Source organism: Streptomyces caelestis (assembly GCF_014205255.1).
Lineage (GTDB): Bacteria > Actinomycetota > Actinomycetes > Streptomycetales > Streptomycetaceae > Streptomyces > Streptomyces caelestis.
In genome coordinates this window covers 5,311,742-5,337,151 of record NZ_JACHNE010000001.1, presented here as the reverse complement: position 1 = coordinate 5,337,151, position 25,410 = coordinate 5,311,742, and the positions used below count along the sequence as shown (strand labels likewise).

The following is a 25,410-nucleotide window of genomic DNA, read 5'->3' as shown; positions in this document are numbered from 1 at the left end:
TACAGCAACAGCGGTCAGTCAGCCGCCCGCAGGCGCCGCCGTACTGCTGCGCACCACCAGGCTCGTCGCCAGCTCCACCCGGGTGGCGGCCGGGGTACCGGCCTCACGACCGAGGTCGAGGACCAGCTTGGCCGCCGCCTCGGCCATCTCCGTCAGCGGCTGCCGTACGGTCGTCAGCGGCGGCCCGACCAGGGGCGCCACCGGCAGATCGTCGAACCCGACCACGCTCAGGTCCTCGGGGATGCGCAGCCCCAGCTCGCGCGCGGCCTCGTACAGCCCGAGCGCCTGGAGGTCGTTCCCGGCGAAGACGGCGGTCGGCCGGTCCGGGCGGCGCAGCAGCTCCAGGCCCAGCCGGTAGCCGGCCTCGTGGTGGAAGTCGCCGTTCGCGATCAGCCCGGGGTCGACCGGCAGCCCGGCCGTCTCCAGCGCGGCCCGGTAGCCGTCGACCCGGGCGCGGCTGCACATCATCTGCGTCGGCCCGCTGATCGCGCCGATCCTGCGGTGCCCCAGCTCGACCAGGTGCCGGGTGGCCGCGAGACCGCCCTGCCAGTTGGTCGCGCCGATCGAGGGCACGTCGGCCCCCGGGTCGCCGGCCGGGTCCATCACCACGAACGGGATGGCGCGGCTGGTCAGCAGCGCCCGCTGCGACTCGTCGAGCCCGGACAGGACCAGGATCACGCCGTGCGGGCGGCGCGCGGCGACCTGGTCGGCCCAGGTCCGCCCGGGGGTGAGCCGTCCCGCGCTCTCGGACAGCACCACGCTGAGCCCCGCGTCCCGGGCCACGTTCTCCACGCCCCGGATGACCTCCAGCGCCCAGGCGCTCTCCAGTTCGTGGAAGACCAGGTCGATCAGGGGCGAGCGGGTCGCCTCCGCGCGGCGGCGCCGGTAACCGTGGGCCCGCAGCAGGTCCTCGACGCGGGCCCGGGTGGCGGGGGCGACGTCGGCCCGGCCGTTGAGGACCTTCGAAACAGTCGGCGCCGACACACCGGCCTCACGGGCGATCTCGGCGAGCGTCGCGGTCTGCGCACTGCGCCCCTGCGTCCGGGTTTGCGTCCGGCTTTCCACCGGCTCCGGGGATGTCATGGCGGCGATCGTATCCCTGCGGGCCCTCTTGACGAAGTCCCCGTGGCGCCATAGGTTCCCGGAACATTCGACATACTTATCGAAACATTCGTGGAAGCGGGCGTGAGAAACGCTCGTGAGCACTTCGTGAGAGGGCCGTCCGTCCACCCGACAGGAGCTTCATGACCACCGCGCCCTGGCGTGACCCCGCCCTGCCCGCCACCGCCCGCGTCGACGACCTGCTCTCCCGGATGACCCTGGAGGAGAAGACCGCCCAGCTGTACGGCGTGTGGGTGGGCGCCGCGACGGACGGCGGCGGAGTCGCTCCGCACCAGCACGACATGACCGTGGACTACGACTGGGACGAGCTGATCACCCGCGGCCTGGGCCAGCTCACGCGCTCCTTCGGCACCGCCCCCATCGACCCGGCGCTCGGCGCGCAGGCCCTGGCCCGCGCCCAGCGCCGTATCAAAGAGGCCGGCCGCTTCGGCATCCCGGCGATCGCGCACGAGGAATGCCTGGCCGGTTTCACCGCCTGGCAGGCCACGGCCTACCCGGTCCCGCTGGCCTGGGGCGCGACCTGGGACCCCCCGTTGGTCGAGGAGATGGCCCGCCGCATCGGCGACGACCTGCGCTCGGCCGGCGTGCACCAGGGCCTCGCGCCCGTCCTGGACGTCGTACGCGATCCGCGCTGGGGCCGCGTGGAGGAGACGATCGGCGAGGACCCGTACCTGGTCGGCACGGTCGGCACGGCCTATGTGCGGGGGCTGGAGTCGGCCGGGGTCGTCGCCACGCTGAAGCACTTCGCCGGGTACGCCTCCTCGGCCGGCGCCCGCAACCTGGCCCCCGTACGGGCCGGCATCCGCGAGTTCGCGGACGTCACGCTCCCGCCCTTCGAGATGGCGCTGCGCGAGGGCGGGGCCCGTTCGGTGATGGCCGCGTACACGGAGCGGGACGGCGTCCCCGCTTCGGCGGACCCCGAGCTGCTGACCGGACTCCTGCGCGAGGAGTGGGGCTTCACCGGCACAGTCGTCGCGGACTACTTCGGCATCGGCTTCCTCCAGACCCTCCACCGGGTCGCCGGCACCCCGGCCGAGGCGGCCCACGCGGCCCTGGAGGCCGGCATCGACGTGGAACTGCCGAGCCTGAAGTGCTACGGCGGTCCCCTGGTGGACGCGGTCCGCTCGGGCGAGATCCCCGAGGAACTCGTGGACCGCGCGGTCCGCCGTGTCCTGCTCCAGAAGTGCGAACTGGGCCTGCTGGACGAGGACTGGACCCCCGAGCCGGCCGCCGCGGTCGAGCTCGACTCCACGGGCAACCGGATCCTGGCCCGCCGCCTGGCCGAGGAGTCCGTCGTCCTGCTCGACAACCCCGACGGCCTGCTCCCGCTGGCCCCCGACACCCGGATCGCGGTGGTCGGACCCCGGGCGGCCGACGCCCTGGCCATGCTGGGCTGCTACTCCTTCCCCTCCCACGTCCTCACCCACCACCCCGGCGTCCCGACCGGCATCGAGATCCCGACCGTCCTCGACGCCCTGCGCACCGAACTCCCCGACGCCAAGGTGACGTTCGCGCAAGGCTGCGACGTGACGGACCCGGACACCTCCGGCTTCGAGGAGGCCATCGCCCGCACCGCCGAGGCGGACGTGTGCGTGGCGGTCCTCGGCGACCGGGCGGGACTGTTCGGCCGCGGCACCTCGGGCGAGGGCTGCGACGCGACGGACCTCGCCCTGCCGGGCACCCAGGGCGAGCTGCTGGACGCGCTGGTCGCCACGGGCGTCCCCGTGGTGCTGGTGCTGCTGACCGGCCGTCCCTACGCGCTCGGCCGCTGGCACGGCCGCCTGGGCGCGGTCGTCCAGGCGTTCTTCCCGGGGGAGGAGGGCGGCCCGGCGGTGGCGGGAGTGCTGTCGGGCCGCGTGAACCCGTCGGGCCGCCTGCCCGTGAGCGTCCCGCAGGCCCCCGGCGGCCAGCCCTGGACGTACCTCCAGCCGCCCCTCGGCCTCGCGGGCGAGGTCAGTAACCTCGACCCGACCCCGCTGTACGCCTTCGGGCACGGCCGCTCGTACACGACGTTCGTCTGGGAGGACGGCACGGGCGGCGAGGAGCCGGCCCGGATCGGCACGGACGGGGCGTACGACGTCTCGGTGACCGTCCGCAACACGGGCGACCGCGAAGGCGCGGAGGTCGTGCAGCTGTATCTGCACGACCCGGTGGCTTCCGTGACCCGGCCCGATATGCGGCTGATCGGCTACCAGCGCGTGCGGCTGGCGCCGGGGGACGCGGCCCGGGTGCTGTTCCGTTTCCACACGGACCTTTCGGCGTTCACCGACCGTTCCGGCCGCAGGGTGGTCGAACCGGGCGCCCTGGAACTACGGTTGGCGGCGTCCAGCACGGACGTACGCCACACGGCCCACCTCACCCTCACGGGCCCGGCCCGGGTGCTCGGCGCCGACCGGCGGCTGCGGTGCGAGACGGAGGTGTCGGGGGCGGTGTGAGCCTCCGCGCGGGGATGCCGGGGGAAGCGCGTGGACAGACTGGTGCACCACGAACTGCGGGCCGTCGTCTCGGTCCTGGCCGCCGCGGCCGTCGCCCTGACGGCCGTGGGCCTGGCCCGCGGCTTCTCCCCGCCGTCCGAACCCGGCCGGCTGGGGCTGTATGCCGCCGCCGTGGTCGCCTCCATCGGGGTGTGGACGCTCCTCAAGGCCACCAGGATCAAGTGGTTCAGCGACGTACGGGACTTCGAGAAGGCGGTACGGCTCGACGGCACCGACCCGGCCCCGGCCGCCGAGCGCTTCCTGCGCGACCGGCCGTTCAGCCCACGGATGTTCGTGCTGTACACGCTGTTCGCGGTGCCGCTGGCCCTGTGGGAGCCGTGGACGGCGGTGATCTGCCTGTGGTCGGCTCTCGACTGGCTGGGCCAGGCCGCGGTCGCCGCCCACTGGGAGCGCAGGCACGGTCTGCTGCTGTGGCGGGGTCACGTCGACGGCAGGCCCTGGGAGCTCTCGGTCAGCCGGCGTCCACCGACTCGAACCGCCACCGGTGCACGGCCCGCGTGACCAACTCCCCGTCCGGCTCGGGAAGTTCGGGCAGCTCGGCGTCGTAGGGGGCGTCCCACCAGGTGATGACGAGGACCCGGTCCTGGGGGGCGCGCAGGGTCTCGCGGCGCAGGGGGGCGCGGGGCAGCTCCTGCGCCCGTGCCCAGGCCAGCAGGTCCTCGCCCCGACCGGGCACCGCCCGCGCCTCCCACATCAGGGCGACCGTCACGAGTAGAGGTTCTCCTTGCTGATCTCGTGCACATGATCGTGGTCGTGGTGGTGGCCCGGCACGTGCGGCTCCGTCACCGGCAGCGAGGAGTCCGCCGACAGGTCCCAGCTCGACGCGGCGCGGTTGCGGGCCACCATCTCGGCGCCGAGCGCGGCGACCATCGCCCCGTTGTCCGTGCACAGCTTGGGCCGCGGCACCCGCAGCCGGATGCCGGCGGCCTCGCAGCGCTCCTGTGCCAGGGCCCGCAGCCGGGAGTTGGCGGCCACACCGCCGCCGATCATCAGGTGGTCGACACCCTCGTCCTTGCAGGCCCGGACGGCCTTGCGGGTCAGCACGTCCACGACCGCCTCCTGGAAGGAGGCCGCCACGTCCCGCACCGGGACCTCCTCCCCCGCCGCCCGCTTGGCCTCGATCCAGCGCGCCACGGCCGTCTTCAGCCCGGAGAAGGAGAAGTCGTAGGCGGGATCGCGCGGACCGGTCAGGCCGCGTGGGAAGGCGATCGCGTCCGGGTCGCCCTCGCGGGCGTACCGGTCGATGACCGGGCCGCCCGGGAAGCCCAGGTTCAGCACGCGGGCGATCTTGTCGAAGGCCTCACCGGCCGCGTCGTCGATGGTCGCGCCCATCGGGCGGACGTCGGAGGTGATGTCCGTGGACAGCAGCAGCGAGGAGTGGCCGCCGGACACCAGCAGCGCCATGGTCGGCTCGGGCAGCGCGCCGTGCTCCAGCTGGTCGACGCAGATGTGCGAGGCGAGGTGGTTGACGCCGTACAGGGGCTTGCCGAGCGCGTAGGCGTACGCCTTCGCCGCCGAGACGCCGACCAGCAGGGCACCGGCGAGGCCGGGGCCGGCGGTGACGGCGATGCCGTCGAGGTCGCGGGCGGTGACTCCCGCCTCCTTCAGCGCGCGGTCGATGGTGGGGACCATCGCCTCCAGGTGCGCCCGGGAGGCGACCTCGGGCACGACACCGCCGAACCGGGCGTGCTCGTCGACGCTGGAGGCGATGGCGTCGGCGAGCAGGGTGGTGCCGCGGACGATGCCGACGCCGGTCTCGTCGCAGGAGGTCTCGATGCCGAGAACGAGAGGCTCGTCGCGTGAGTCAGTCATTGGTCTGGGTTCCTCGTACGGAAGTCGAACCCGCGGCGGAGCCGCTGTCGGGTTTCGTGGTCAGTCGCATCACCAGGGCGTCCACGTTCCCCGGCTGGTAGTAGCCGCGCCTGAAGCCGATGGCCTCGAAGCCGAAGCGCTCGTACAGCTTCTGCGCGCGGATGTTGTCCACACGGCACTCCAGCATGACTTCGACGCACTCGAAGGCGGTCGCGGCCCGCAGCAGCTCGGTGAGGAGACGGCCGCCCAGCCCCGTCCCCCAGTACTCCCGGGTGACGGCGATGGTCTGGATGTCGGCCTGGTCGCCGGAGGAGGCGACACCGGCGTACCCGACGATCCGCTCCCCCGCCTCGGCCACGAGGTACTTCCGGGTCGCCTCCGGCCCGCGCGCATGGGCCAGCTCCGACCAGAACATGCCCCGCGACCAGGCGTCCTCGGGGAAGAGGTCCCGCTCCAGCTCCAGCACGCGGTCGATGTCCCACCAGCGCATCTCGCGCAGCACACACGTCACGGGCTCGGTCACTTGGGCGTGACCACCTTGTAGTTCTTGGGGACCTGGGCGTCGGGGCGGCGCAGATACAGCGGCCGGGGCGCGGGGAGTTCCTCGCCCGCGGCCAGTTTCTCCGCGGCCAGCCGGGCGAGGGCGGCGGCCGACACGTGCTCGGGCTCGTGCGCCTGGGGGAAGGTGTCCGGGTACAGCAGCGCGCCCGCGCCGACCGCGGGCAGCCCCGCGACCTGCTCGGCGATGTCGGCGGGCCGGTCGACGGCCGGGTCGGTGACGCGGGTGCGGGAGTCGGCGTAGCGCGCCCAGTACACCTCCTTGCGGCGGGCGTCGGTCGCCACGACGAACGGGCCCGCGAGATCGGTGGCGTAGGCGAGGCCGTCCAGCGTGCACACGCCGTGCACGGGGACGCCGAGCGCGAGCCCGAAGGTCTCGGCGGTCATCAGCCCGACGCGCAGCCCGGTGTACGGGCCCGGCCCGATGCCGGCGACGACCCCGGTGACGGCGTCGAGCTTCAGACCGGCCCCGGCGAGCACCCGGTCGATCGCGGGCAGCAGCAGTTCCCCGTGCCGGCGCGCGTCCACCTGACTCGACGAGGCGATGACGTCCCGGCCGTCGTGCAGCGCGACGGTGACGGCGGGTGTGGCGGTATCCAGAGCGAGCAAGAGCACGCAAACAGCCTACGGCTCCCCGGGGCCCGGCACGGCCGCGCCTGTCGGGCCGTCACCTGCTGCTACCGTCACCTACCGTCACGGCGCGCAGGCGAACCGTGCACGACAGGGACGTACGACGCGGAGGTGGGCGCCGGTGGCAGTCAGCAGCTCGGGGATCGTGGCCGGGCTCACCGCCGCGGCCCTGGCGACGGTCGGCTACCTCGCCCACCAGGCGTCACAGAGCCTCCCGCCCGGCCTGGGCCGGGCGCAGGCGGGCGTCGCACCGGCGGCCGGCGTCTCGAAGGCGCCGCCCCGGGCCAGGAAGGTCCCCGCCGCGCCGCCCGCAGACTCCGGCAAGGGCGCGCGGGTCGTGTACTCCCTGCGCGGCGACCGGGTGTGGCTGGTCGGCGAGGACGAGACGGTCACACGCACGTTCAGGGTCCACCCGAGCGCGGTGGACCCCGCCCCGGGCAGCTACTCGGTCACGTCCCGCTCGAACGCGGTCACCGGCTCCGACGGCGTCCCCGTCGAGCACGTCGTGCGCTTCACCAGCGTGGACGGCGTGGTCATCGGCTTCAGCGCGGCCGTGGACGACTCGACCGCCGCACCGGCCCCGGAGGTACGCACGGGCGGCATCCGCGAGTCCCGCGCGGACGGCGAGGCGATGTGGACGTTCGCGACGATCGGCCGCAAGGTCGTGGTCGTCCGCTAGGCCGCTTCGTGGTCGTCCGCTAGGCCGCTTCGTGGTCGTCCGCTAGGCCGCTTCGTGGTCGTCCGCTAGGCCGCTTCGTGGTCGTCCGCTAGGCCGCTTCGCGGTGGTCCGCCACCGGCTCGACCGGCTCGGCGAACTCCGGCTCGGGAGCCCGCGGTGGCGTGGAGATCAGCGCCGCCGCCTCGCCCGCCGCCAGCAGGTCCCGCATGGACACCCCGGCGACCGCGAACGGCAGCGGCTGCCCCTTGCTCTCTGTAGCCGACATGGACGCCTCCCGAAGGCGGGGCGGACGTAGTTAGGTACACCTAACTACGGACTGGATACCATGTGACCACGCCCCGGACACCGAACGCAACATCTTGCCGACGCCTTGTCGGAACGTTCATCAAAACACCACGCCGCGGGAGCTACGCCGCGAGCACGCTCAGGTCCGCCGAAGCCCAGCGTTCCCCCAGACCGGTGATCGTCATCCGCCGGACCTCGTCGGTCGTGTCGCCCACCGCGCGGTGGATGACGACCTGGAGCCGGTCCTCGGTCAGCTCCTCGACCTTGCCCTCGCCCCACTCCACGACGACCACGGACTCGGGCAGCGAGACGTCGAGGTCCAGGTCCTCCATCTCGTCCAGCCCGCCGGACAGCCGGTACGCGTCGACATGGACCAGCGGCGGCCCGTCGCCCAGCGACGGATGCACCCGGGCGATCACGAACGTCGGCGAGGTGACGGCCCCGCGCACGCCGAGCCCCTCGCCCAGCCCGCGCGTCAGTGTCGTCTTGCCCGCCCCGAGCTCTCCGCTGAGCATCACCAGATCACCCGCGCGCAGCAGTTTCGCGAGCCGGCGGCCCAGCTCCCGCATCTGCTCGGGGGACGTGACGACGATCTGGACGGATCCGGACTCAGCCGGGTTGTGCGGTGCTGCTGGTGCTTCCATAACCCTTCACGGTAGCTCCTGCCGGCACGGCACCCGTACGGGTGAGCAGGTCGGCTAGGCGGTCGGTGACCACTTCCGGGTGTTCCAGCATCACCAGGTGCCCCGCGTCCGGCACCAGCACCAGCTCGGCGTCCGGCAGCAGGTCGGCGATGGCCTCGCTGTGCTCACTCGGCGTGACCAGATCCTGCACTCCGGCCAGGACGAGCACCGGTATGTCGGCGAAGTGCACCAGCGCCTCGGTCTTGTCGTGGTCGTTGAACGCCGGGTAGTACTCGGCGACCACGTCGATGGGCGTGCTCTCGATCATCCGCTCGGCGAACCGGGCGATGGCCGGGTCGACGTCCCGGGACGCGAACGAGTACCGCTTGATGATCCCGGCGAACAGGTCCGCGGTGGCCCGGCGCCCCTTCTCCACCAGCTCGGCCCGCTGCCCCATCGCCTTCAGCACGCCGGGCAGCACCCGCCGCACCGCGTTGACGCCGGCCACCGGAAGCCCGTAGTTGACCTCGCCGAGCCGCCCCGACGACGTCCCCACGAAGGCCACCCCGACGACCCGCTCCCGGACCAGCTCGGGGTACTGGTCGGCCAGCGCCATCACCGTCATGCCGCCCATCGAGTGGCCGACCAGCACGATCGGCCCCTCGGGCGCGGCCGCGTCGATGACGGCCTTCAGGTCGCGGCCCAGCTGCTCGATCGTGATCGGCTCGCCCCGCCCCTGGGCCACGCCCCGCCCGGACCGGCCGTGGCTGCGCTGGTCCCAGTGGACGGTCCGTACGACGCCCCTGAGCGCCGCCCGCTGGAAGTGCCAGGAGTCCTGGTTGAGGCAGTAGCCGTGGCTGAAGACGACGGTGACGGGGGCGGGGGCCTTGCGGCCGAAGAGGCGCCGGCGGCGCGGGCCGAGAGCGGCGGGGGCGGCCTCCGGGTCGAGGTCGTCGACCTCGTAGTACAGCTCCGTGCCGTCGTCGGAGAACGCCTTGCCGGGCATGCCGCGCAGCGAGCCGTAGGGTCCGGCGGAGTCGAGGGCGAGCCGGGCCTTCTGGCGCATGCCCCGGCCGACCGTCATCCGCTCCAGGGCGACACCGGCGGCCGCGCCCGCGGCCACCACGCCTATCGCGACGCCGGCGATGCCGGTCGCCCGGCGCCAGCCCCCCGCCGCCCCCGCGGCGGAGGCCGCGACGGCCGCGGTGGCGGCGTTCGCGACGGCCTCCGCGCTGCTCTCGCTCACGTACCGCTCCTCTTCGCCGGGATGCTGGTGCCGATGTGTGTGTTGCTGGTGCTGGTGTTGCCAGGGTGCCTGTCGTTCTTCGTGACCGGTCCTCTGTGCGAGTTACCCGTCCTGTTCCTCATTCACATAGACGCGAGGAACGCGCGTTCCGATCCGGGTCACGATCTCGTAGGCGATGGTTCCGGCCGCCTGGGCCCAGTCCTCGGCGGTGGGCTCGCCGCGGCCCCCGGGCCCGAAGAGCACCGCCTCGGCGCCCGGTGCGGGCTCGTCGCCGCCCAGGTCGACCACGAACTGGTCCATGGCGACCCGCCCGGCGATCGTGCGCCACTTGCCCTCGACCAGGACCGGCCCGGCCGAGGAGGCGTGCCGCGGGATGCCGTCGGCGTAGCCCAGCGGGACGAGGCCGAGGGTGGTCTCGCCGGGTGTCACGTACCGGTGGCCGTAGCTGACGCCGTGCCCGCCCGGCACGTGCTTGACCAGGGCGAGCGAGGCGGACAGCGTCATCACCGGGCGCAGCCCGAAGTCGGACGGGGTGCCGAGCTCCGGGCTGGGCGAGATGCCGTAGGTGGCGATGCCGGTGCGCACCAGGTCGAAATGGCTCTCGGGGAGCGTGAGCGTGGCCGGCGAGTTGGCGATGTGCCGGACCTCGGGGCGGGCGCCCTGCTCCTCGGCGTACGCGAGCATTTCCCGGAAGCGACCGAGCTGGGCGGCGATGGAGGGATGGCCGGGCTCGTCGGCACAGGCGAAGTGCGACCACAGCCCCGTGACCCGCAGGAGCCCCTCTGCCTCGGCGCGCAGCGCCTCCCGGACCAGCTCGGCCCAGTCGTCCCCGGGCTGGCAGCCGCCCCGCCCGAGCCCCGTGTCGGCCTTGAGCTGCACCCGTGCGGGCCGCCCGGCGAGGCGGGCCGCCTCGGTGACCTCCGCCAGGGCCCACATCCCGCTGACGGACACGTCGAGATCCGCCTCGATCGCCTCGCGCCAGGGTCCGCCGGGCGTCCACAGCCAGCACATGATGCGGCCCGGCAGCCCGGCGGCCCGCAGGGCGAGGGCCTCCTCGGGCGTCGCCGTGCCCAGCCAGTCCGCCCCCGCGGCGACGGCCGCGCGGGCACACGGCACAGCCCCGTGGCCGTACGCCTCGGACTTCACGACGGCCATCAGGGCCGCGCCCGGCGCGTGGGCACGCAGCGCCCGCACGTTGGCCCGCAGGGCGGCCAGGTCGATCTCCGCGCGGGCGCGCAGGGGCGCGGTCCGCGGGGCTGTTCTCTCGCTCATCGCGCCCAGTGTCTCAGAGCCGCCCGACACGCCCGAGGCACCGGCCCCCGCCGACCGACAACTCACTCCGGAGCCGTTCCACCTCCCCCGGCCTCATCCCAGGCACATGCCCACCACCAGGCGAGATCACCGAAGGTAACGGAGCACTCCCAGGTCCCGGGCCGACGCCCCCACACGAACACGCGGTCGCCCTTCTTCAGCACGCTCCACAGCCTCCGCGCGTCGGGGACGGAGAGATTGACGCAGCCCATGGAGCCGACGGTGGTGTTGAGACTGCCGTAGACGCCGTGGAAGGCCTGCCCGCCGCTGAAGAACTGGGAGTACGGCATGGGCGTGTTGTACAGCGTCGACCAGTGGTTCTTGTGCCGCCAGCAGACCTTGTGCCACCCGGCCCGGGTCCGGTATCCGGCCCGCCCGCCGCGGATCGGCACCGCCCCGAACACGACCTTCCGCCCCTGCTGCACCCAGGTCAGCTGCCGGCTGAGATCCACACACGCCACGGGGTAGCTCCGCACCGGGCACCGACCGTCGGCATTGGGGTTCCGGCGTGCCGACAGATACCGTATCCGGGCCCACGTCACGGGCCCGGCGAACCCGATGGCCGGCTTGATGCCCCGGCTCACCTGGAACGCCCGGATGGCCCGGCAGTCGGCCCCCGGCTGCCTCCCGTCCACCCTCAGCCCCAGCCACCGCTCGACCTGCCGCTGATACGGCCCGGCCTTCCCGGTACAGCTGACCCGCGCGACCGCCTCGCCCAACGGCACGTACTCGACGAGCGCGTACGTCCCCTCCACCGCCCTGCGCGGCTCGACGGCCTCCTCCTCGGCGGACGGCGTGTACACCACCGGCGGCAGCGCCTGGTCGGGCGTGTCGACGGACCAGGGCTGCGCGGGCCCCGGCGCGACCCCCGGGACCAGCTCGCCCAGGGGCCCGGGAGCGGGCGGTACGGGAGCGGCACCGGCGGCTGCGACGGGCAGCGCGGTGACAGCGGTGAGCAGGAGGGCGAGGGCGCGCCCGGGGTGCGTCTGCTCGTCATGTGATCAGAGAGACGGGGTGGTGGCGCGGCCCGGGGTTGCCGCGCGGCACGGGTCACCCAGAGGCATCAGCCACACGCCAGCCAGTCCGGCGCTTCAGGACGAGACCGTCCAGGCCGAAGCGGGGGCCCGGGGGCGGCAGCCCCCGGACTCGGGACGGGCAGGGGAGGAGGGGGCGACCCACCCCACGGCGACCCCCACCCACCCCCAGCCATCCCTCTCGCTCGGCCGAGGACATCCGCTCACTCAGCCCAGAACATTCCGCCAGGCCGCCGGAACGGCCTCCGCCACGTCATGCGCCCCCACGGGCGCCCCGTCCGCCGCCAGCCTCCCGGCCAGCCCGTGCACATACGCCCCCACACTCCCCGCGTCCACCGCGGAAAGCCCCGCCGCCAGCAACGACCCCGCCAACCCCGACAGCACGTCCCCGCTCCCCGCCGTGGCCAGCCAGGACGTCCCTGTCGGATTCACCCGCACCGCACCGCCCTCCGAGTCGGCGACCAACGTCGTGGACCCCTTCAACAGCACGGTCGCCCCGTACCGCCCGGCCAGCTCCCGGGCCGCCGCCAGCCGCCCGCCTTCGACCTCCCCCCGGTCGACCCCGAGCAGCGCCGCCGCCTCCCCGGCATGCGGCGTCATCAGCGTCGGCGCCCGCCGCGCGCGGACGACCCCCGCCTCGGCCAGCCGCAGCCCGTCCGCGTCGACCAGCACCGGAACATCCGCCGCCAGCACCTCCCCCACCGTCGCCGCGTCGTCCCCGGCCCCCGGCCCGACGACCCACGCCTGCACCCGCCCGGCATGCTTCGGCCCCTGGTCCGACACCAGCGTCTCGGGGAACCGTGTGATCACGGCGTCCCCGGCCGGCCCGACGTACCGCACGGCCCCGGCCCCGCCCCGCAGCGCCCCGGCGACGGCGAGCACGGCGGCCCCGGGGTAGCGCGCGGACCCGGCGGCGATGCCGACGACACCCCGCCGGTACTTGTCGCTCTCGGCCCGCGGCACCGGCAGCAACCGCGCCACGTCCGCGTGCTGCAACGCCTCCAGCTCCGGCTCGGCCGGCAGCTCCAGCCCGATGTCGACCAGGCGCACCGACCCCGCGTACTCCCGCGCCGGATCGATCAGCAGCCCCGGCTTGTGCGTCCCGAACGTCACCGTCAGATCGGCCCGCACCGCGACGCCGCGTACCTCCCCGGTGTCGGCGTCGACCCCGCTCGGCAGGTCGACGGCGACCACGGCGCCCCGCGACCGCTCGGCGGCGGCGGCCAACGGCACCGCGTCCGGCCGCAGCCCGCCCTTCCCCCCGATCCCGACGATGCCGTCGACGACGAGATCGGCCCGCTCGACCAACGCCTCGACGCCCGGCGCACCCGCGGTCCCTCCGGCACCTTCAGCTCCACCACCGGCGTTCACGACCCGCCCCCCGGCCCGCCGCAGCGCCGCGAGGCCCCCCGCATGAGCCCGCTCCGGCGCGAGCAGGACCGCCGTGACGCCGGCCCCGCGCCGGGCCAGCCGGGCTCCGGCGTGCAACGCGTCACCGCCGTTGTCCCCGCTTCCGACCAGCAGCACGACCCTGCTCCCGTACACCCGCCCCAGCAGGTCGGCGCAGGCCGCGGCGAGTCCGGCGGCGGCGCGTTGCATCAGCGCCCCCTCCGGCAGCCGCGCCATCAGCTCCCGTTCGGCGGTCCTGACCGTCTCCACGCTGTACGCACTCCGCATGCGGTCGAGTTTCCCGTACGACCGCCCGGCCACTCCCCGCATCTCGCGCAACTCCGGACCGTGTCGCATCCATTGACGCTTTGCCTGCCCTTTGCCAGACTCACCGGCCGCGCAGAAAGCGCTTGCACACCCCCCACGTTCGACGAAACCGAGGCCCCCATGGGACGCAGAGTCGCCTTCCTCGCCGCCGCCGGTGCCACCGCCGTCCTCACCGCCGCCGGCACCCTGACCGCCCCCGCCACCGCCGCCCCCACGCGAGCGACGGCCTGCGGAGACGGCTCCTACCAGGCCGAGGCCGTGCAGAGCGGCAGCAACTGGACCGCCCGGCGCGGCAGCAGCACCGTCTACACCGGCACCGACATGCGCGCCGCCGTCCAGGCGGCCGTCAACAGCCTCACGTCGGGCCGCACGTCGAAGGAACGGGTCGTGGTCCGCGGCTCGGGCTCGATCGCGGCGGGCTCACGCATCTCGCTCCCGAGCTACACCGTCCTCGATGTCTGCGGCACCATCAACGTCACCGGCACCGGTTCCGGCGACCAGGCCCCGGTCTACTCCCGCGGCACCCGCGACGTGGAGGTCCAGAACCTCAAGCTCACCGGCACCCCGCTCTACGGCATCTTCCTGCGCAACGTCCAGAACGTCGTGCTCGGCCAGATAGACATGCGCCTCTCCCGCGGCCTGGGCATCCGCATCGACAACCGCGGCGACACCAGCCAGTGGACGCGCAACGTCCGCATCAACAACGTCTACGTCTCCGGCGCGTCCAGCCACGCGGTCGAGACCTACGGCGTCGACGGCATCACCATCGGCACGGTCACCGCCCGCAACGTCGGCGAGTCCGGCCTGCTGCTCAACCAGACCATCAACGCCAACGTCACCAAGGTGGACGCGGAGAACGCGGGCACGGGCACCGGCTACGCGGCCTTCCGCATGGCCAACCGCAACGGCCGGGTCGGCAGCGGCTACCCGACCAACATCCGGGTCGGCGAGGTCATCGCGCGCGGCGGCGGACGCGGGGTGTTCTGCGTCTCGGAGAGCGGCGGGGCGACGATCGACAAGGTGACGATCTCCAACACCGGCAACAACTCGGTCCTGATCGAGAACTGCTACAACGTCAACCTCGCGGCGCAGAGCGGCACGATCACGGGCGGCGGCGAACTGCGCCTGGCCGCGCGCTCGGAGTTCCCCAACAACAAGGACATCACCGTCCAGAACCTGACGGTCACCAACTCGGCCATCAGGGAGAGCCCGTGCGGTGAGAACACGACGTTCCGCAACATCACGCGGGTGAACAGCAGCCAGACGATCTGCTGACGCCCGCCCGTGAAGCCCTCGCCCTCACCCGGCGGGGGCTTCACCGCGCAGGCCGCTCAGCGCCCGCATGGCATCGCGTTCGACACGCGCGACGTCGGAGAGAACGGCGCCCGCCCGTACCAAGCACTGCTCATCGCCCGGCTCACCGGCTTTCCCGATCAGCGCTGCGACCTCCGTCCACAGGGTGGCCGCCTCGGAGTACAGCGCGTGCCCGGTGCGCAGGCGGCCGCTGTCGAGCCACTCCGCGCACTCGGCGAGGAAGTCGCGGTACAGGTTGCGGAACAGGGCGCCGCCGGTACCGGCCCTCTCCATCAACCGCGCGGCCTGCGGCAGATCCCGCCCCGGGTCGTCGGTGCGCTGGAGCCACGTGCGGACCAGCTTCCCGGCCTTCTCGATCCCCCGGTGGCCGAGGTTGGCGATCGGCGGGTCGAGGAAGGCGTCGGCGCAGGCGGTGATGGCGGGGACGATCCGGCTCCGAGGGTCGGGCATCTTCCCCCCGGCGGTGAGCGTGAAGGACCGGTGCCTGGCGGTCATCGGCCCGCGCGCGGCCCTGGCCCTGGCGAGGCTGCTCAGGCTGGTGGACACGGCTCCGCCCTGCTGGTCGGTGTCCACCAGGTAGGCGTCGTGCTCGTCGTAGCCGTACAGGGCGACGACATGACCGCCGAAGTGCGCCTTCGAGGTGAAGTAGTCCAGGTGGTAGCTGTCGAGCTGCAGCCCGACGGGCCGGCCGGCGTCGACGGCGGTCGCCACGTTCTCCCATGCCTTGCGGGCGGAGCCGGTCTCCTGGACCGCCAGCTCCACCCCCAGCCGGTCGGCCAGGTTCCTGGTGAGCTCGAAGGGCTTGACCCGCCCGCCGAGGAAGGGAAAGGCCATGTTCTTGCTGTCCCAGTAGATGAAGGACAGCCCGGATCCGAGCCCGAAGAGCATGGGCTCGGACAGATCGATTCCCTGGTGCCGCAGCAACACCCCCAGAGCCGACGTCTCGCAGTGCTGCGTACCGCGAGGGTCGACGCCCTTCACCGTGGTCATGCCATGCCCTCCTGAACGGGACTCGCACGCTACAATCGAGGCAGATTTTGAACTCGTTCAAAAAAGGGGGACCAGAACATGGCCGGATCGACCAGCCCCATGGACACCGACACACCCGCCACCGCCCTCGGCCCCACGGCACTCGTCCTCGGCACCTTCTCCGCCGCGGGCACCTGGGCGTTCCTGATCCCCTGGACGGTGCTGGCCGGAGCACTGGCCATCACGTTCGGCGTGATGGGCATGCACTACGCCCGCCGGGGCACGGGCCGCTTGTGGACCGCGGCGGCGGGCACCACCCTCGGCGCCGTGGGCTTCATCGGCACGGCCACACTCCTGTGGTCCATGTCCTGACCGTTCCTAAAGACTGAGCGGGAGTGAGTCCTGTTGCCAGAACCCGTGCTCAGCCGGACGCCCCGAACGGTGTTGGGCATCCTGGTCTCCCGCGTTCGCTCCGCATCCGGCGCGCATGGATCGTGTCCGTGGTCCGGGAAGGCGGGGGCGGGTTTCCTCACGCCCCCGGGTGCCCGGTCCGGCCTGGACGGTCCGATGCCCGCACCCATCGCTCTGGTGAGTGCGGGGCGGTGCCGTCCGTCGCCGGATCGGGTGCCCGAGGGCGCGCCTTCCGATCGCCACCGAGGCGGCATCATGCCGGGTGGTGGCGCGTTTGTTGCTGGTGAGGGGTTTCTGCCAGTGCTGGGCGCCCCACATCGAGGTGTAGGCCGGGTCGACGGCCACGATGGTGATGCCGAGTTCGGCTGCCATCGAGACCAGCCGTGCCCGTAGCCTGGATACCGGCATGCCGGAGATCAGCTTGCGGAACCGCTTCCGTCTGCCGTGCTTCTCCCGGGTCTTGTCCGCTTGGAAGTCCAGATCCTCGATCGCGAGACTCAGGCCGTGACGCTTGGCGAAGTGCAGCAGGCGGATCACCTCGTCCCCAGCGGTCAGGCCCTTGAGCCGGGTACGGATCGCCACCCCCGACGGGCCAAGGACGACGAACGGCGCCGAAAGCCCACGCGGCACACTCACCCCGACCCCCCTTCCCCACACCCCGGGCATGCCTGTCACCCACCCAACGACCACACCTGCGAAAAGGTCACGCATTCGATCCGGGAACTCCCGTTCCCTCCCCGCAAAACGGCGCACGCCGCAGCCCGGACACTCACTTACACACGCCAGAACGCGTTCATACGCACTCAACCAGCAACAGCTCACAACCCCCCGGCCCCCACCCTTCACCCCTCCGCGATCACAACGGCCGAGGCGACACCCGCGTCATGGCTCAGGGACACATGCCAGGACCGCACCCCCAGCGCGGCGGCCCGCGCCGCCACGGTCCCGGTCACCCGCAGCCAGGGCTGCCCACTGTCCTCGACGCACACCTCGGCATCGGTCCAGAGCAGCCCGGCCGGAGCCCCGAGCGCCTTGGCCAGGGCCTCCTTGGCAGCGAACCGGGCAGCCAGGGAGGCGACACCCCGGCGCTCCCCACTGGGCAGCAACAACTCCCGCTCCACGAACAGCCGTCCGGCCAACGCGGGCGTACGCTCCAGCGACGCCGCGAACCGATCGATCTCGGCGACGTCGATCCCGACCCCGATGATGCTCATGCGCAGCACCCTACGGCGAGACTCGCGCCGTCTTCGGCCTCGACGGTGGTGACTGGCATGATCAACATGGAATGGGACGGCCTCACCGACCGCGAGCGCTACGGGAACCGCTGCCGCGTGACCTCGGAGGGCTGGTCCATGAACTCCCGTATCCCCTATGTAGTGTTCGCGATGACCGCGATGAGCGAACGCCATCGCAGCTAACGGGAGAACACACACGATGAAGTTCAAGTCGCTGGGAACGGCGGCCACTGCCGCGGCCCTCTTCGCCACGGCCCTCACCGGCACCGTCGCCGCCGCCGGCACCGCGGCCGCAGCCCCGCCGAAGGACTGCAGCAAGGCGATCGTCAACGTCAAGGCCAAGGAGACCGTCAAGGTCCGGACCTCGCCGAAGACGAGCGCCACCGCCCTCGGCATCTGGGGCAAGGGCAAGCGCGGCGGGATCTGCAACGACGGCAAGGCCTACAAGGGCGGCTCGTACACGGCCTGCGGCAAGAAGAGCAACATGTGGTACTACGGCGGCGACAAGGTGAACGGCTGGGTCCCGAAGACCTGCATCAACTGGTAGTCGCCCAACCGGCCGACCAGCCAGCCGGCTGAGCGGCCGAGCGGCTGCTCAAGGGGCGAACGGCGACCGGCCGTTCGCCCCTTTCCCTCACTCCACCGTCACCGACTTCGCCAGGTTCCGAGGCTGGTCCACCTCGTTCCCGCGAGCCGTCGCCAGCTCACACGCGAACACCTGAAGCGGCACCGTGGCCACGAGCGGCTGGAGCAGGGTCGGCGTGGCCGGCACCCGGATCAAGTGGTCCGCGTACGGCGCCACCACCTCGTCCCCCTCCTCCGCGATGACGATCGTCCGCGCACCCCGCGCCCGGATCTCCTGGATGTTGGACACGATCTTGTCGTGCAGCACGGACCGCCCGCGCGGCGACGGCACCACGACGACCACCGGCAGATCCTCCTCGATCAGGGCGATCGGCCCGTGCTTCAACTCCCCCGCCGCGAACCCCTCGGCGTGCATGTACGCCAGCTCCTTGAGCTTCAGCGCGCCCTCCAGCGCCACCGGATACCCCACATGGCGGCCGAGGAACAGCACCGTGTCCTTCGAGGCGAGCGAGCGCGCCAGCTCCCGCACCGGCTCCATCGTGCCCAGGACCTGCTCCACCGCACCGGCGATCGAGGACAGGTCGCGAATCACCGCCCGGATCTCGTCGCCCCACTTCGTGCCCCGCACCTGGCCGAGATACAGGGCGACCAGATAGCACGCGACGAGCTGCGTCAGGAAGGCCTTGGTGGAGGCGACGGCCACCTCGGGACCGGCGTGCGTGTACAGCACCGCGTCCGACTCGCGCGGGATCGTCGAGCCGTTGGTGTTGCAGATCGCCAGCACCTTGGAGCCCTGCTCGCGGGCGTGCCGCAGCGCCATGAGCGTGTCCATGGTCTCGCCGGACTGGGAGATGGCGATGACGAGGGTCCGCGCGTCCAGGATCGGGTCCCGGTAGCGGAACTCACTGGCCAGTTCCACCTCGCACGCCAGGCGCGTCCAGTGCTCGATGGCGTACTTGGCGATCATCCCGGCGTGGAAGGCCGTACCGCACGCGACGATGACGACCTTGTCGATCTCCCGCAGCACCCCCGCGGGGATCCGCACCTCGTCCAGGGTCAGCGAACCGGAGCCGTCGATACGGCCCAGCAGCGTGTCGGCGACCGCCTTGGGCTGCTCGGCGATCTCCTTGAGCATGAAGTAGTCGTAGCCGCCCTTCTCCGCGGCCGACGTGTCCCAGTCGACGTGGTACGAGCGGACGTCGGCCGGGCGGCCGTCGAAGCCCGTCACCGTCACGCCGTCCCGGCGCAGCTCCACCACCTGGTCCTGTCCCAGCTCGATCGCCGACCGCGTGTGGGCGATGAACGCGGCGACGTCCGAGGCGAGAAAGGCCTCGCCCTCTCCGACGCCCACCACCAGCGGCGAGTTACGCCGCGCGCCCACCACCACGTCCGGCTCGTCGGCGTGCACCGCGACCAGCGTGAACGCACCCTCCAGCCGCCGGCACACCAGCCGCATCGCCTCGGCGAGGTCCGCGCACGACGAGAACTCCTCGGCGAGCAGATGCGCGACGACCTCGGTGTCGGTCTCGGAGACCAGCTCGTGCCCCCGCTCCTCCAGCTCGGCCCGCAGCGAGGCGAAGTTCTCGATGATGCCGTTGTGCACGACCGCGACCCGGCCCGCGTTGTCGATGTGCGGGTGGGCATTGGCATCCGTCGGTCCGCCGTGTGTGGCCCACCGGGTGTGTCCGATGCCCGTCGTACCGGCCGGCAGTGGCCGGCCGTCCAGTTCCTTCTCCAGGTTGAGGAGTTTCCCGGCCTTCTTCCCCGTCGCCAGCCCGCCGTCGGCCAGTACGGCGACGCCCGCCGAGTCGTACCCCCGGTACTCCAGCCGCTTCAGTCCGGCCATCACGACGTCGAGGGCCGACTGCGGCCCCACGTATCCCACGATTCCACACATGAGCGGCAGCTTAGGGTCGATTGCCGCGCCGAACGGGCCGTAGCGTGCCCGAAATCGGAAATTTCACCGGGGTGCGAAGCCTCTCGGCTCTCAGACCTTCGCGCGATACGCCCTCATGGCCAGCGGATAGAACACGAGCGCGATCCCCGCCGCCCACACCAGCGACCACAGCACCGGCTCCGCCACCGCCCCGCCGAGCAGCAGCCCGCGGAAGGCGTCGGACAGATGCGTGACCGGGTTGACGTCGCTCCACGCCTGGAGCCAGCCCGGCATGGTGTCGACGACGACGAAGGCGCTGCTGGTGAAGGTGATCGGGAAGATGAGGGTGAAGGCGAACGCCTGCACCTTCTCCGCGTCACCGGCCAGCATCCCGATCAGCACCGCGCTCCACGACACGGCCGCGGCGAACACCACCAGCAGCAGCGCGCCGAGCAGGAACCCGCCGAACCCGCCGGTGATGCGGAAGCCGAGGGCCAGTCCGAGGCCGATCATCAGCAGCATCGCCCAGACATGCTTCGCGAGGTCGGCGGTGATCCGGCCGATCAGCGGGGCGGAGCGCGCGATGGGCAGGCTGCGCAGCCGGTCGAAGACGCCTTTGGTGAGGTCGGTGTTGAGCGCCATCGCCGTGTACATCGTCATGAACAGGGTGTTCTGCACGATGATCCCGGGCAGCGCGTAGTTCAGGTACGCGTCGGGCGATCCCGCCATCTGCCCACCCAGCACGTAGGTGAACAGGAACACGAACATGATCGGCGTGATGCTGTAGTCGACCAGTTCGAGCGGGTTGTGCTTGACGGCGACCAGGCTCCGCCAGGCCATCGTGAAGGTCTGCCGCACGCCGGCGAGGGGCGGCACGCGGCCCGAGGCGGTGACCGGCGCGGTGATGGTGGTGGCGGTCATGACCGGCTCACCGCCTTCTCCAGCTCGTCCTCGTCCCGGACGGCCGCGCCGCCGTTCTGCTCGGGCTCGCCCGGTTCGGCCCGGTGGCCGGTCAGGGCGAGGAAGACCTCGTCGAGCGAGGAGCGGCGCAGGGCCAGCTCGCCCACCGCGATCCCCTCGCGGTCCAGGGCGCGCACGACGGCCGGCATCAGCTCGGGGTCCTTCACCGGCGCGGTGACCATCTCGCCCTCGATCCGGGCCTCCGGACCGGCGGCCCCGGCCACCAGCGCGTGCGCCCGCGGGAGGTCCCGCCCGAGGATCGGCCGGAGCTCCAGCACCTGGCCGCCGACCTGGGCCTTCAGCCGGTCCGGCGTGCCCTCAGCGATCACCCGGCCCTTGTCGATCACCACGATCTCGTCGGCGAGCACATCGGCCTCGTTCAGATACTGCGTGGTCAGCAGGGCGGTCGCACCGTCCGCGACCAGGCCGCGCAGCATGTCCCACAGCTCACCGCGGCTGTGGGGGTCGAGGCCCGTGGTGGGCTCGTCGAGGAAGAGGATGCGGGGCCGCCCCACCAGGCTGGCCGCGAGGTCCAGGCGCCGGCGCATGCCTCCCGAGAAGGTCTTCGCGGCCCGGCCGGCCGCGTCCGTCAGCTGGAAACGCTCCAGCAGTTCCCCCGCCCGCGCCTTCGCCTCCCGCCTCGGCAGACCGAGCAGCCGGCCGATGAGCAGCAGATTCTCCGTGCCGGTCAGGTTCTCGTCGACCGCCGCGTACTGCCCGGTCAGCCCCACCATGGCCCGCACGACCCCGGCCTCCCGGACCACGTCGTGGCCGGCCACCCGGGCCGTGCCCCCGTCCGGGCGCAGCAGCGTCGCGAAGATCCGCACCGCGGTCGTCTTCCCGGCACCGTTGGGGCCCAGCAGCCCGAGCACCGTGCCCTTGCGGGCCGCCAGATCGACACCGGCCAGCGCCTCGGTCTCCTTGAACCGTTTGACCAGACCTTCCGCCTCTATCGCATACGTCATGGGTCACCCCTCGGCGTTCCTGGACCCCGGGCTGGGCCCATTTCTCCCACAACTGTGACGCACACCACTGACATTCCTCCCGTTAGTCGGTTTTTCTCACAAAGGGGAGGACTCAAGGACCCTGCGTGACGGATCCCACCTCACCGTCCGTTCGTACGCCCGTAACAATGGACTGTGATCTCTCCGGTCTCCTCGATCTCCCGGAGCGCCCACCGGCAGCGGCCGGAGGCGACTCCCTACCTCGACCTCACCCGAGCCGAGTGGAGCGCGTTGCGCGACAAGACGCCGCTGCCGCTGACGGCCGAGGAGGTCGAGAAGCTGCGCGGTCTCGGTGACGTCATCGACCTCGACGAGGTGCGGGACATCTACCTCCCGCTGTCCAGACTCCTCAACCTCTACGTCGGTGCCACCGACGGCCTCAGAGGCGCGCTCAACACCTTCCTGGGCGAGCAGGGCTCCCAGTCCGGCACCCCGTTCGTCATAGGGGTCGCCGGTTCGGTCGCCGTGGGCAAGTCGACGGTCGCCCGGCTCCTGCAGGCCCTGCTCTCGCGCTGGCCGGAGCACCCGCGCGTCGAGCTGGTCACCACCGACGGCTTCCTGCTGCCCACCCAGGAGCTCCAGACCCGCGGCCTGATGTCGCGGAAAGGATTCCCCGAGTCCTACGACCGCCGCGCGCTGACCCGCTTCGTCGCCGACATCAAGGCCGGCAAGGACGAGGTCACGGCCCCCGTCTACTCCCACCTGATCTACGACATCGTCCCCGACGAAAAGCTCACGGTCCGCCGCCCCGACATCCTGATCGTCGAGGGGCTGAACGTCCTCCAGCCCGCCCTCCCCGGCAAGGACGGCCGCACCCGCGTCGGTCTCGCCGACTACTTCGACTTCAGCGTCTACGTCGACGCCCGTATCGAGGACATCGAGCGCTGGTACCTCAACCGCTTCCGCAAGCTGCGCGCGACCGCCTTCCAGGACCCGTCCTCGTACTTCCGCAAGTACACCCAGGTCTCGGAGGAGGAGGCCCTCGACTACGCCCGGACGATGTGGCGCACGATCAACCAGCCGAACCTGGTCGAGAACATCGCCCCCACCCGCGGCCGCGCCACCCTCGTCGTGCGCAAGGGCCCGGACCACAAGGTGCAGCGCCTCAGCCTGCGCAAGCTGTGACGCCCCGGGGAGAGACCGGTTAGATGGCCGTCATGCTGCACTTGCGCCTGATCACGCCGTCCGGGAAGACCGACGACGTGGTGCGACTGATCGACAAGACGGTCGGCACCACCCACCTCGTCGTGCTGCCGGACACCGCCCGCAACCCCGCCGGGGACGTCGTGATGTGCGACGTGGCGCGCGAGGCGGGCGACGAACTGCTCACCGGCCTGCGGGAGCTGGGCATCGACACCGGCGGCTCCATCGCCGTCGAGGCCATCGACCTGTCGCTGTCCGAGCGGGCCGACCAGGCCGAAGCCGACGCACCCGGCGAGGGCGCGGACGCGGTCCTGTGGGAGCAGCTGACCGAAGCGACGCACGAGGAGTCGACCCTCTCCGCCACGTACCTCGCGTTCATCACCCTGGCCACGATGATCGCGGCCTGCGGTGTCGTCCTGGACAACGCGATCCTGATCGTGGGCGCCATGGCGGTGGGCCCGGAGTTCGGCCCCCTCGCCGGCATCTGCACCGCGATCGTCCGCCGCAAGGCCCGCCTGGCCCTGCGCTCGCTGATCGCCCTCCTGGTGGGCTTCGCGGTGGCGATGGCGGTGACGGTCGGCTTCAGCCTCTTCATGGACGCGGTCGACCTGTTCAGCGAGCGGCAACTCATGGCGGACCGCCCCAACACGGGCTTCATCTACGCCCCCGACTGGTTCTCCTTCGTCGTGGCGGTCCTGGCCGGCATCGCCGGCACGCTCTCCCTGACCTCCGCCAAGTCGGGCGCCCTGGTGGGCGTGGCCATCTCGGTCACCACGGTCCCGGCCGCCGCGAACGCGGCAGTGGCTTTGAGCTACGGCGACATGCCCCAGACCCAGGGCTCCACGGAACAACTCCTGCTGAACCTGCTGGGCATCATCGTCGCCGGCACGCTGACCCTGCTGGCACAGAAAGGGCTCTGGTCCACACAACGCCGGCGGATGAACAGGCCTTGAGGGGCGCGGGGAACCGCGCGACAAGCCACAACGAACGGTCGGCCCGCGAACTACCGCAGCCCCCACCCCCGACCCGCAAAGGCCGACTACCCCAACGCGGACTTCACCGCATCGGCGAGCCGCCCGGCGACAGACCGAGCCTGCTCGATATCCGCGGCCTCCACCATCACCCGCACCAACGGCTCGGTCCCCGAGGACCGCAGCAGCACTCGCCCCGTGGCCCCCAGCTCCCGCTCCGCATCGGCGACCGCCGCGGACAGCTCGGCCGACGTCGTCACCCGGGACTTGTCGACATCCGGCACATTGATCAGCACCTGCGGCAGCCGCTCCATCACCGACGCCAGATCCCGCAACGGACGCCCGCTCTGCGCGACCCGCGCCGCGAGCAGCAGCCCGGTCAGCGTGCCGTCGCCGGTCGTCGCATGGTCGAGAACGATCACGTGCCCGGACTGCTCGCCCCCGAGGGCGAACCCGTGCGCCTTCATCTCCTCCAGAACGTACCGGTCACCCACGCCGGTCTGCACGAGCCGGATGCCCTCGCGCTCCATGGCGAGCTTGAAGCCGAGGTTGGACATCACCGTCGCCACGACCGTGTCGGCCCGCAGCGTGGCGGCCTCCCGCATGGCCAGGGCGAGGACGGCCAGGATCTGGTCGCCGTCCACCGCCTCGCCGGAGTGGTCCACGGCGAGGCACCGGTCGGCGTCCCCGTCGTGCGCGATGCCCAGGTCGGCCCCGTGCTCGACGACGGCGGCCTTGATCTTGTCCAGGTGCGTGGAGCCGCACCCGTCGTTGATGTTGAGCCCGTCCGGCTCGGCCCCGATCGTGACGACCTCGGCACCGGCCCGCTGGAACGCCTCGGGCGAGACGCGGGAGGCGGCGCCGTGCGCCTCGTCGAGGACGACCTTCAGCCCGTCGAGCCGGTTCGGCAGGACGCGCAGCAGATGCGCGACGTACCGGTCGAAGCCCTCCTCGTACTCGCGTACGCGGCCCACCCCGGCCCCGGTCGGCCGGTCCCACGGGGCGCCGGTGCGGTGCTCCTCGTAGAGGGACTCGATCCGGTCCTCCAGCTCGTCGGCGAGCTTGTGCCCGCCGCGGGCGAAGAACTTGATGCCGTTGTCGGGCATGGCGTTGTGGCTCGCGGAGAGCATCACACCGAGGTCGGCACCGAGCTCTCCGGTGAGGTACGCCACCGCGGGCGTCGGCAGCACGCCGACCCGCAGGACGTCCACACCGGCGCTGGCGAGGCCCGCGACCACGGCGGCCTCCAGGAACTCCCCGGACGCGCGCGGGTCACGCCCGACCACCGCGGTCGGCCGGTGTCCCGCGAACGTACCCGCCTCGGCCAGTACGTGCGCCGCGGCTACGGAGAGGCCGAGGGCCATCTCCGCCGTCAGGTCCGCGTTGGCGACACCGCGCACGCCGTCCGTGCCGAAGAGTCGTCCCACTGTG

26 protein-coding genes and 1 pseudogene are annotated in these 25,410 nt (G+C 72.3%); 9 read left to right on the top strand and 18 right to left on the bottom strand.

The window, feature by feature from the left end:
* Nucleotides 1-18: 18 nt before the first annotated feature.
* Complete coding sequence (locus HDA41_RS24605; RefSeq protein ID WP_184987218.1) at nt 19-1,083, bottom strand: LacI family DNA-binding transcriptional regulator; 1,065 nt, start codon at nt 1,081-1,083, stop codon at nt 19-21.
* A gap of 161 nt (nt 1,084-1,244) precedes the next feature.
* Here HDA41_RS24605 and HDA41_RS24600 point away from each other — a divergent pair, with 161 nt between their 5' ends.
* The gene (locus tag HDA41_RS24600; protein WP_184987216.1) at nt 1,245-3,557 is read left to right on the top strand and encodes a beta-xylosidase/alpha-l-arabinosidase; all 2,313 of its coding nucleotides are present in this window, start codon (nt 1,245-1,247) and stop codon (nt 3,555-3,557) included.
* Between the two features lie 30 nt (nt 3,558-3,587).
* On the top strand, nt 3,588-4,118 hold the full coding sequence (locus tag HDA41_RS24595) for a hypothetical protein (protein ID WP_184987213.1): 531 nt from the start codon (nt 3,588-3,590) through the stop codon (nt 4,116-4,118).
* On the opposite strand, the gene HDA41_RS24590 is transcribed toward HDA41_RS24595, so the two are convergent.
* From HDA41_RS24590 to tsaB, 4 genes are read right to left on the bottom strand one after another with little or no spacing between them, the layout of a single operon-like run.
* Nucleotides 4,069-4,326, bottom strand: a complete 258-nt coding sequence (locus HDA41_RS24590) for a hypothetical protein (RefSeq protein WP_184987211.1) — start codon at nt 4,324-4,326, stop codon at nt 4,069-4,071. The genes HDA41_RS24595 and HDA41_RS24590 overlap by 50 nt on opposite strands.
* Nucleotides 4,323-5,429, bottom strand: coding sequence for a tRNA (adenosine(37)-N6)-threonylcarbamoyltransferase complex transferase subunit TsaD (tsaD, locus tag HDA41_RS24585; RefSeq protein WP_184987209.1), 1,107 nt, complete (start codon nt 5,427-5,429; stop codon nt 4,323-4,325). The genes HDA41_RS24590 and tsaD overlap by 4 nt, the downstream gene beginning before the upstream one ends.
* Nucleotides 5,422-5,952 (bottom strand): ribosomal protein S18-alanine N-acetyltransferase, encoded by a 531-nt coding sequence (rimI, locus tag HDA41_RS24580; RefSeq protein WP_184987207.1) that lies wholly within the window; start codon nt 5,950-5,952, stop codon nt 5,422-5,424. The genes tsaD and rimI overlap by 8 nt, the downstream gene beginning before the upstream one ends.
* Nucleotides 5,949-6,602 carry a tRNA (adenosine(37)-N6)-threonylcarbamoyltransferase complex dimerization subunit type 1 TsaB gene (gene tsaB / locus HDA41_RS24575; protein ID WP_184987205.1) on the bottom strand — a complete coding sequence of 218 codons (654 nt, stop codon included), beginning with the start codon at nt 6,600-6,602 and terminating at the stop codon, nt 5,949-5,951. Before tsaB ends, rimI begins: the two co-directional genes overlap by 4 nt.
* A gap of 136 nt (nt 6,603-6,738) precedes the next feature.
* Between tsaB and HDA41_RS24570 the strand changes: the two genes are divergently transcribed.
* Entirely contained in the window at nt 6,739-7,296 is a 558-nt protein-coding gene (locus HDA41_RS24570) for a hypothetical protein (RefSeq protein WP_184987203.1), read from the top strand.
* An 88-nt stretch (nt 7,297-7,384) separates the two neighbouring features.
* On the opposite strand, the gene HDA41_RS24565 is transcribed toward HDA41_RS24570, so the two are convergent.
* The 6 genes from HDA41_RS24565 to HDA41_RS24540 form a co-directional block, all read right to left on the bottom strand.
* Nucleotides 7,385-7,561 (bottom strand): hypothetical protein, encoded by a 177-nt coding sequence (locus tag HDA41_RS24565; RefSeq protein ID WP_184987201.1) that lies wholly within the window; start codon nt 7,559-7,561, stop codon nt 7,385-7,387.
* 142 nt (nt 7,562-7,703) lie between these two features.
* Nucleotides 7,704-8,225, bottom strand: coding sequence for a tRNA (adenosine(37)-N6)-threonylcarbamoyltransferase complex ATPase subunit type 1 TsaE (gene tsaE / locus HDA41_RS24560; RefSeq protein ID WP_184987199.1), 522 nt, complete (start codon nt 8,223-8,225; stop codon nt 7,704-7,706).
* Nucleotides 8,191-9,450, bottom strand: coding sequence for an alpha/beta fold hydrolase (locus HDA41_RS24555; protein ID WP_184987197.1), 1,260 nt, complete (start codon nt 9,448-9,450; stop codon nt 8,191-8,193). The genes tsaE and HDA41_RS24555 overlap by 35 nt, the downstream gene beginning before the upstream one ends.
* 102 nt (nt 9,451-9,552) lie before the next feature.
* The gene (gene alr / locus HDA41_RS24550; protein WP_184987195.1) at nt 9,553-10,722 is read right to left on the bottom strand and encodes an alanine racemase; all 1,170 of its coding nucleotides are present in this window, start codon (nt 10,720-10,722) and stop codon (nt 9,553-9,555) included.
* 62 nt (nt 10,723-10,784) lie between these two features.
* A complete protein-coding gene (locus HDA41_RS24545) occupies nt 10,785-11,567 on the bottom strand; it encodes a L,D-transpeptidase (protein WP_376706815.1) in 783 nt (260 codons plus the stop codon).
* A 435-nt stretch (nt 11,568-12,002) separates the two neighbouring features.
* Nucleotides 12,003-13,472, bottom strand: coding sequence for an NAD(P)H-hydrate dehydratase (locus tag HDA41_RS24540; protein WP_184993697.1), 1,470 nt, complete (start codon nt 13,470-13,472; stop codon nt 12,003-12,005).
* Between the two features lie 159 nt (nt 13,473-13,631).
* On the opposite strand from HDA41_RS24540, the gene HDA41_RS24535 reads away from it, so the two are divergent.
* The gene (locus HDA41_RS24535; protein WP_184987193.1) at nt 13,632-14,786 is read left to right on the top strand and encodes a hypothetical protein; all 1,155 of its coding nucleotides are present in this window, start codon (nt 13,632-13,634) and stop codon (nt 14,784-14,786) included.
* A 24-nt stretch (nt 14,787-14,810) separates the two neighbouring features.
* On the opposite strand, the gene HDA41_RS24530 is transcribed toward HDA41_RS24535, so the two are convergent.
* Entirely contained in the window at nt 14,811-15,815 is a 1,005-nt protein-coding gene (locus HDA41_RS24530; RefSeq protein ID WP_184987191.1) for a BtrH N-terminal domain-containing protein, read from the bottom strand.
* Between the two features lie 78 nt (nt 15,816-15,893).
* Here HDA41_RS24530 and HDA41_RS24525 point away from each other — a divergent pair, with 78 nt between their 5' ends.
* On the top strand, nt 15,894-16,166 hold the full coding sequence (locus HDA41_RS24525; RefSeq protein WP_184987189.1) for a hypothetical protein: 273 nt from the start codon (nt 15,894-15,896) through the stop codon (nt 16,164-16,166).
* Between the two features lie 6 nt (nt 16,167-16,172).
* Here the strand turns inward: HDA41_RS24525 and HDA41_RS24520 are convergent.
* Together HDA41_RS24520 and HDA41_RS24515 are read right to left on the bottom strand one after the other, a co-directional pair.
* Nucleotides 16,173-16,742, bottom strand: a pseudogene (locus HDA41_RS24520) (transposase family protein); the annotation flags it as partial.
* A 305-nt stretch (nt 16,743-17,047) separates the two neighbouring features.
* Nucleotides 17,048-17,419, bottom strand: coding sequence for a holo-ACP synthase (locus HDA41_RS24515; RefSeq protein WP_184987187.1), 372 nt, complete (start codon nt 17,417-17,419; stop codon nt 17,048-17,050).
* A 57-nt stretch (nt 17,420-17,476) separates the two neighbouring features.
* Here HDA41_RS24515 and HDA41_RS24510 point away from each other — a divergent pair, with 57 nt between their 5' ends.
* Together HDA41_RS24510 and HDA41_RS24505 are read left to right on the top strand one after the other, a co-directional pair.
* Nucleotides 17,477-17,623, top strand: coding sequence for a hypothetical protein (locus tag HDA41_RS24510; RefSeq protein ID WP_184987185.1), 147 nt, complete (start codon nt 17,477-17,479; stop codon nt 17,621-17,623).
* Between the two features lie 16 nt (nt 17,624-17,639).
* Complete coding sequence (locus HDA41_RS24505; RefSeq protein ID WP_184987183.1) at nt 17,640-17,987, top strand: hypothetical protein; 348 nt, start codon at nt 17,640-17,642, stop codon at nt 17,985-17,987.
* An 87-nt stretch (nt 17,988-18,074) separates the two neighbouring features.
* Here the strand turns inward: HDA41_RS24505 and glmS are convergent, their stop codons facing one another.
* The 3 genes from glmS to HDA41_RS24490 form a co-directional block, all read right to left on the bottom strand.
* The gene (gene glmS / locus HDA41_RS24500) at nt 18,075-19,922 is read right to left on the bottom strand and encodes a glutamine--fructose-6-phosphate transaminase (isomerizing) (RefSeq protein WP_184987181.1); all 1,848 of its coding nucleotides are present in this window, start codon (nt 19,920-19,922) and stop codon (nt 18,075-18,077) included.
* 90 nt (nt 19,923-20,012) lie between these two features.
* Nucleotides 20,013-20,822, bottom strand: coding sequence for an ABC transporter permease (locus HDA41_RS24495; protein ID WP_184987179.1), 810 nt, complete (start codon nt 20,820-20,822; stop codon nt 20,013-20,015).
* Entirely contained in the window at nt 20,819-21,826 is a 1,008-nt protein-coding gene (locus HDA41_RS24490) for an ATP-binding cassette domain-containing protein (RefSeq protein WP_184987176.1), read from the bottom strand. Before HDA41_RS24490 ends, HDA41_RS24495 begins: the two co-directional genes overlap by 4 nt.
* A 174-nt stretch (nt 21,827-22,000) precedes the next feature.
* Between HDA41_RS24490 and coaA the strand changes: the two genes are divergently transcribed.
* Together coaA and HDA41_RS24480 are read left to right on the top strand one after the other, a co-directional pair.
* Nucleotides 22,001-22,990 carry a type I pantothenate kinase gene (gene coaA, locus HDA41_RS24485; RefSeq protein WP_184987174.1) on the top strand — a complete coding sequence of 330 codons (990 nt, stop codon included), beginning with the start codon at nt 22,001-22,003 and terminating at the stop codon, nt 22,988-22,990.
* A 32-nt stretch (nt 22,991-23,022) separates the two neighbouring features.
* On the top strand, nt 23,023-23,961 hold the full coding sequence (locus HDA41_RS24480) for a DUF389 domain-containing protein (RefSeq protein WP_184987172.1): 939 nt from the start codon (nt 23,023-23,025) through the stop codon (nt 23,959-23,961).
* Between the two features lie 86 nt (nt 23,962-24,047).
* On the opposite strand, the gene glmM is transcribed toward HDA41_RS24480, so the two are convergent.
* Nucleotides 24,048-25,406 (bottom strand): phosphoglucosamine mutase, encoded by a 1,359-nt coding sequence (gene glmM, locus HDA41_RS24475; RefSeq protein WP_184987170.1) that lies wholly within the window; start codon nt 25,404-25,406, stop codon nt 24,048-24,050.
* Nucleotides 25,407-25,410 lie beyond the last annotated feature (4 nt).

What these genes read in the sequence shown, in the direction of transcription:
- HDA41_RS24600 (WP_184987216.1), top strand. Translation starts at nt 1,245, where the DNA reads ATGACCACCGCGCCCTGGCGTGACCCCGCCCTGCCCGCCACCGCCCGC.
- HDA41_RS24505 (WP_184987183.1), top strand. Translation starts at nt 17,640, where the DNA reads ATGAAGTTCAAGTCGCTGGGAACGGCGGCCACTGCCGCGGCCCTCTTC.
- HDA41_RS24510 (WP_184987185.1), top strand. Translation starts at nt 17,477, where the DNA reads ATGATCAACATGGAATGGGACGGCCTCACCGACCGCGAGCGCTACGGG.
- HDA41_RS24540 (WP_184993697.1), bottom strand. Translation starts at nt 13,472, where the DNA reads ATGCGGAGTGCGTACAGCGTGGAGACGGTCAGGACCGCCGAACGGGAG.
- HDA41_RS24515 (WP_184987187.1), bottom strand. Translation starts at nt 17,419, where the DNA reads ATGAGCATCATCGGGGTCGGGATCGACGTCGCCGAGATCGATCGGTTC.
- HDA41_RS24565 (WP_184987201.1), bottom strand. Translation starts at nt 7,561, where the DNA reads ATGTCGGCTACAGAGAGCAAGGGGCAGCCGCTGCCGTTCGCGGTCGCC.
- tsaD (WP_184987209.1), bottom strand. Translation starts at nt 5,429, where the DNA reads ATGACTGACTCACGCGACGAGCCTCTCGTTCTCGGCATCGAGACCTCC.
- HDA41_RS24495 (WP_184987179.1), bottom strand. Translation starts at nt 20,822, where the DNA reads ATGACCGCCACCACCATCACCGCGCCGGTCACCGCCTCGGGCCGCGTG.
- HDA41_RS24530 (WP_184987191.1), bottom strand. Translation starts at nt 15,815, where the DNA reads ATGACCACGGTGAAGGGCGTCGACCCTCGCGGTACGCAGCACTGCGAG.
- HDA41_RS24490 (WP_184987176.1), bottom strand. Translation starts at nt 21,826, where the DNA reads ATGACGTATGCGATAGAGGCGGAAGGTCTGGTCAAACGGTTCAAGGAG.
- alr (WP_184987195.1), bottom strand. Translation starts at nt 10,722, where the DNA reads ATGAGCGAGAGAACAGCCCCGCGGACCGCGCCCCTGCGCGCCCGCGCG.
- HDA41_RS24605 (WP_184987218.1), bottom strand. Translation starts at nt 1,083, where the DNA reads ATGACATCCCCGGAGCCGGTGGAAAGCCGGACGCAAACCCGGACGCAG.
- HDA41_RS24535 (WP_184987193.1), top strand. Translation starts at nt 13,632, where the DNA reads ATGGGACGCAGAGTCGCCTTCCTCGCCGCCGCCGGTGCCACCGCCGTC.
- HDA41_RS24480 (WP_184987172.1), top strand. Translation starts at nt 23,023, where the DNA reads ATGCTGCACTTGCGCCTGATCACGCCGTCCGGGAAGACCGACGACGTG.
- tsaE (WP_184987199.1), bottom strand. Translation starts at nt 8,225, where the DNA reads ATGGAAGCACCAGCAGCACCGCACAACCCGGCTGAGTCCGGATCCGTC.
- glmS (WP_184987181.1), bottom strand. Translation starts at nt 19,922, where the DNA reads ATGTGTGGAATCGTGGGATACGTGGGGCCGCAGTCGGCCCTCGACGTC.
- HDA41_RS24525 (WP_184987189.1), top strand. Translation starts at nt 15,894, where the DNA reads ATGGCCGGATCGACCAGCCCCATGGACACCGACACACCCGCCACCGCC.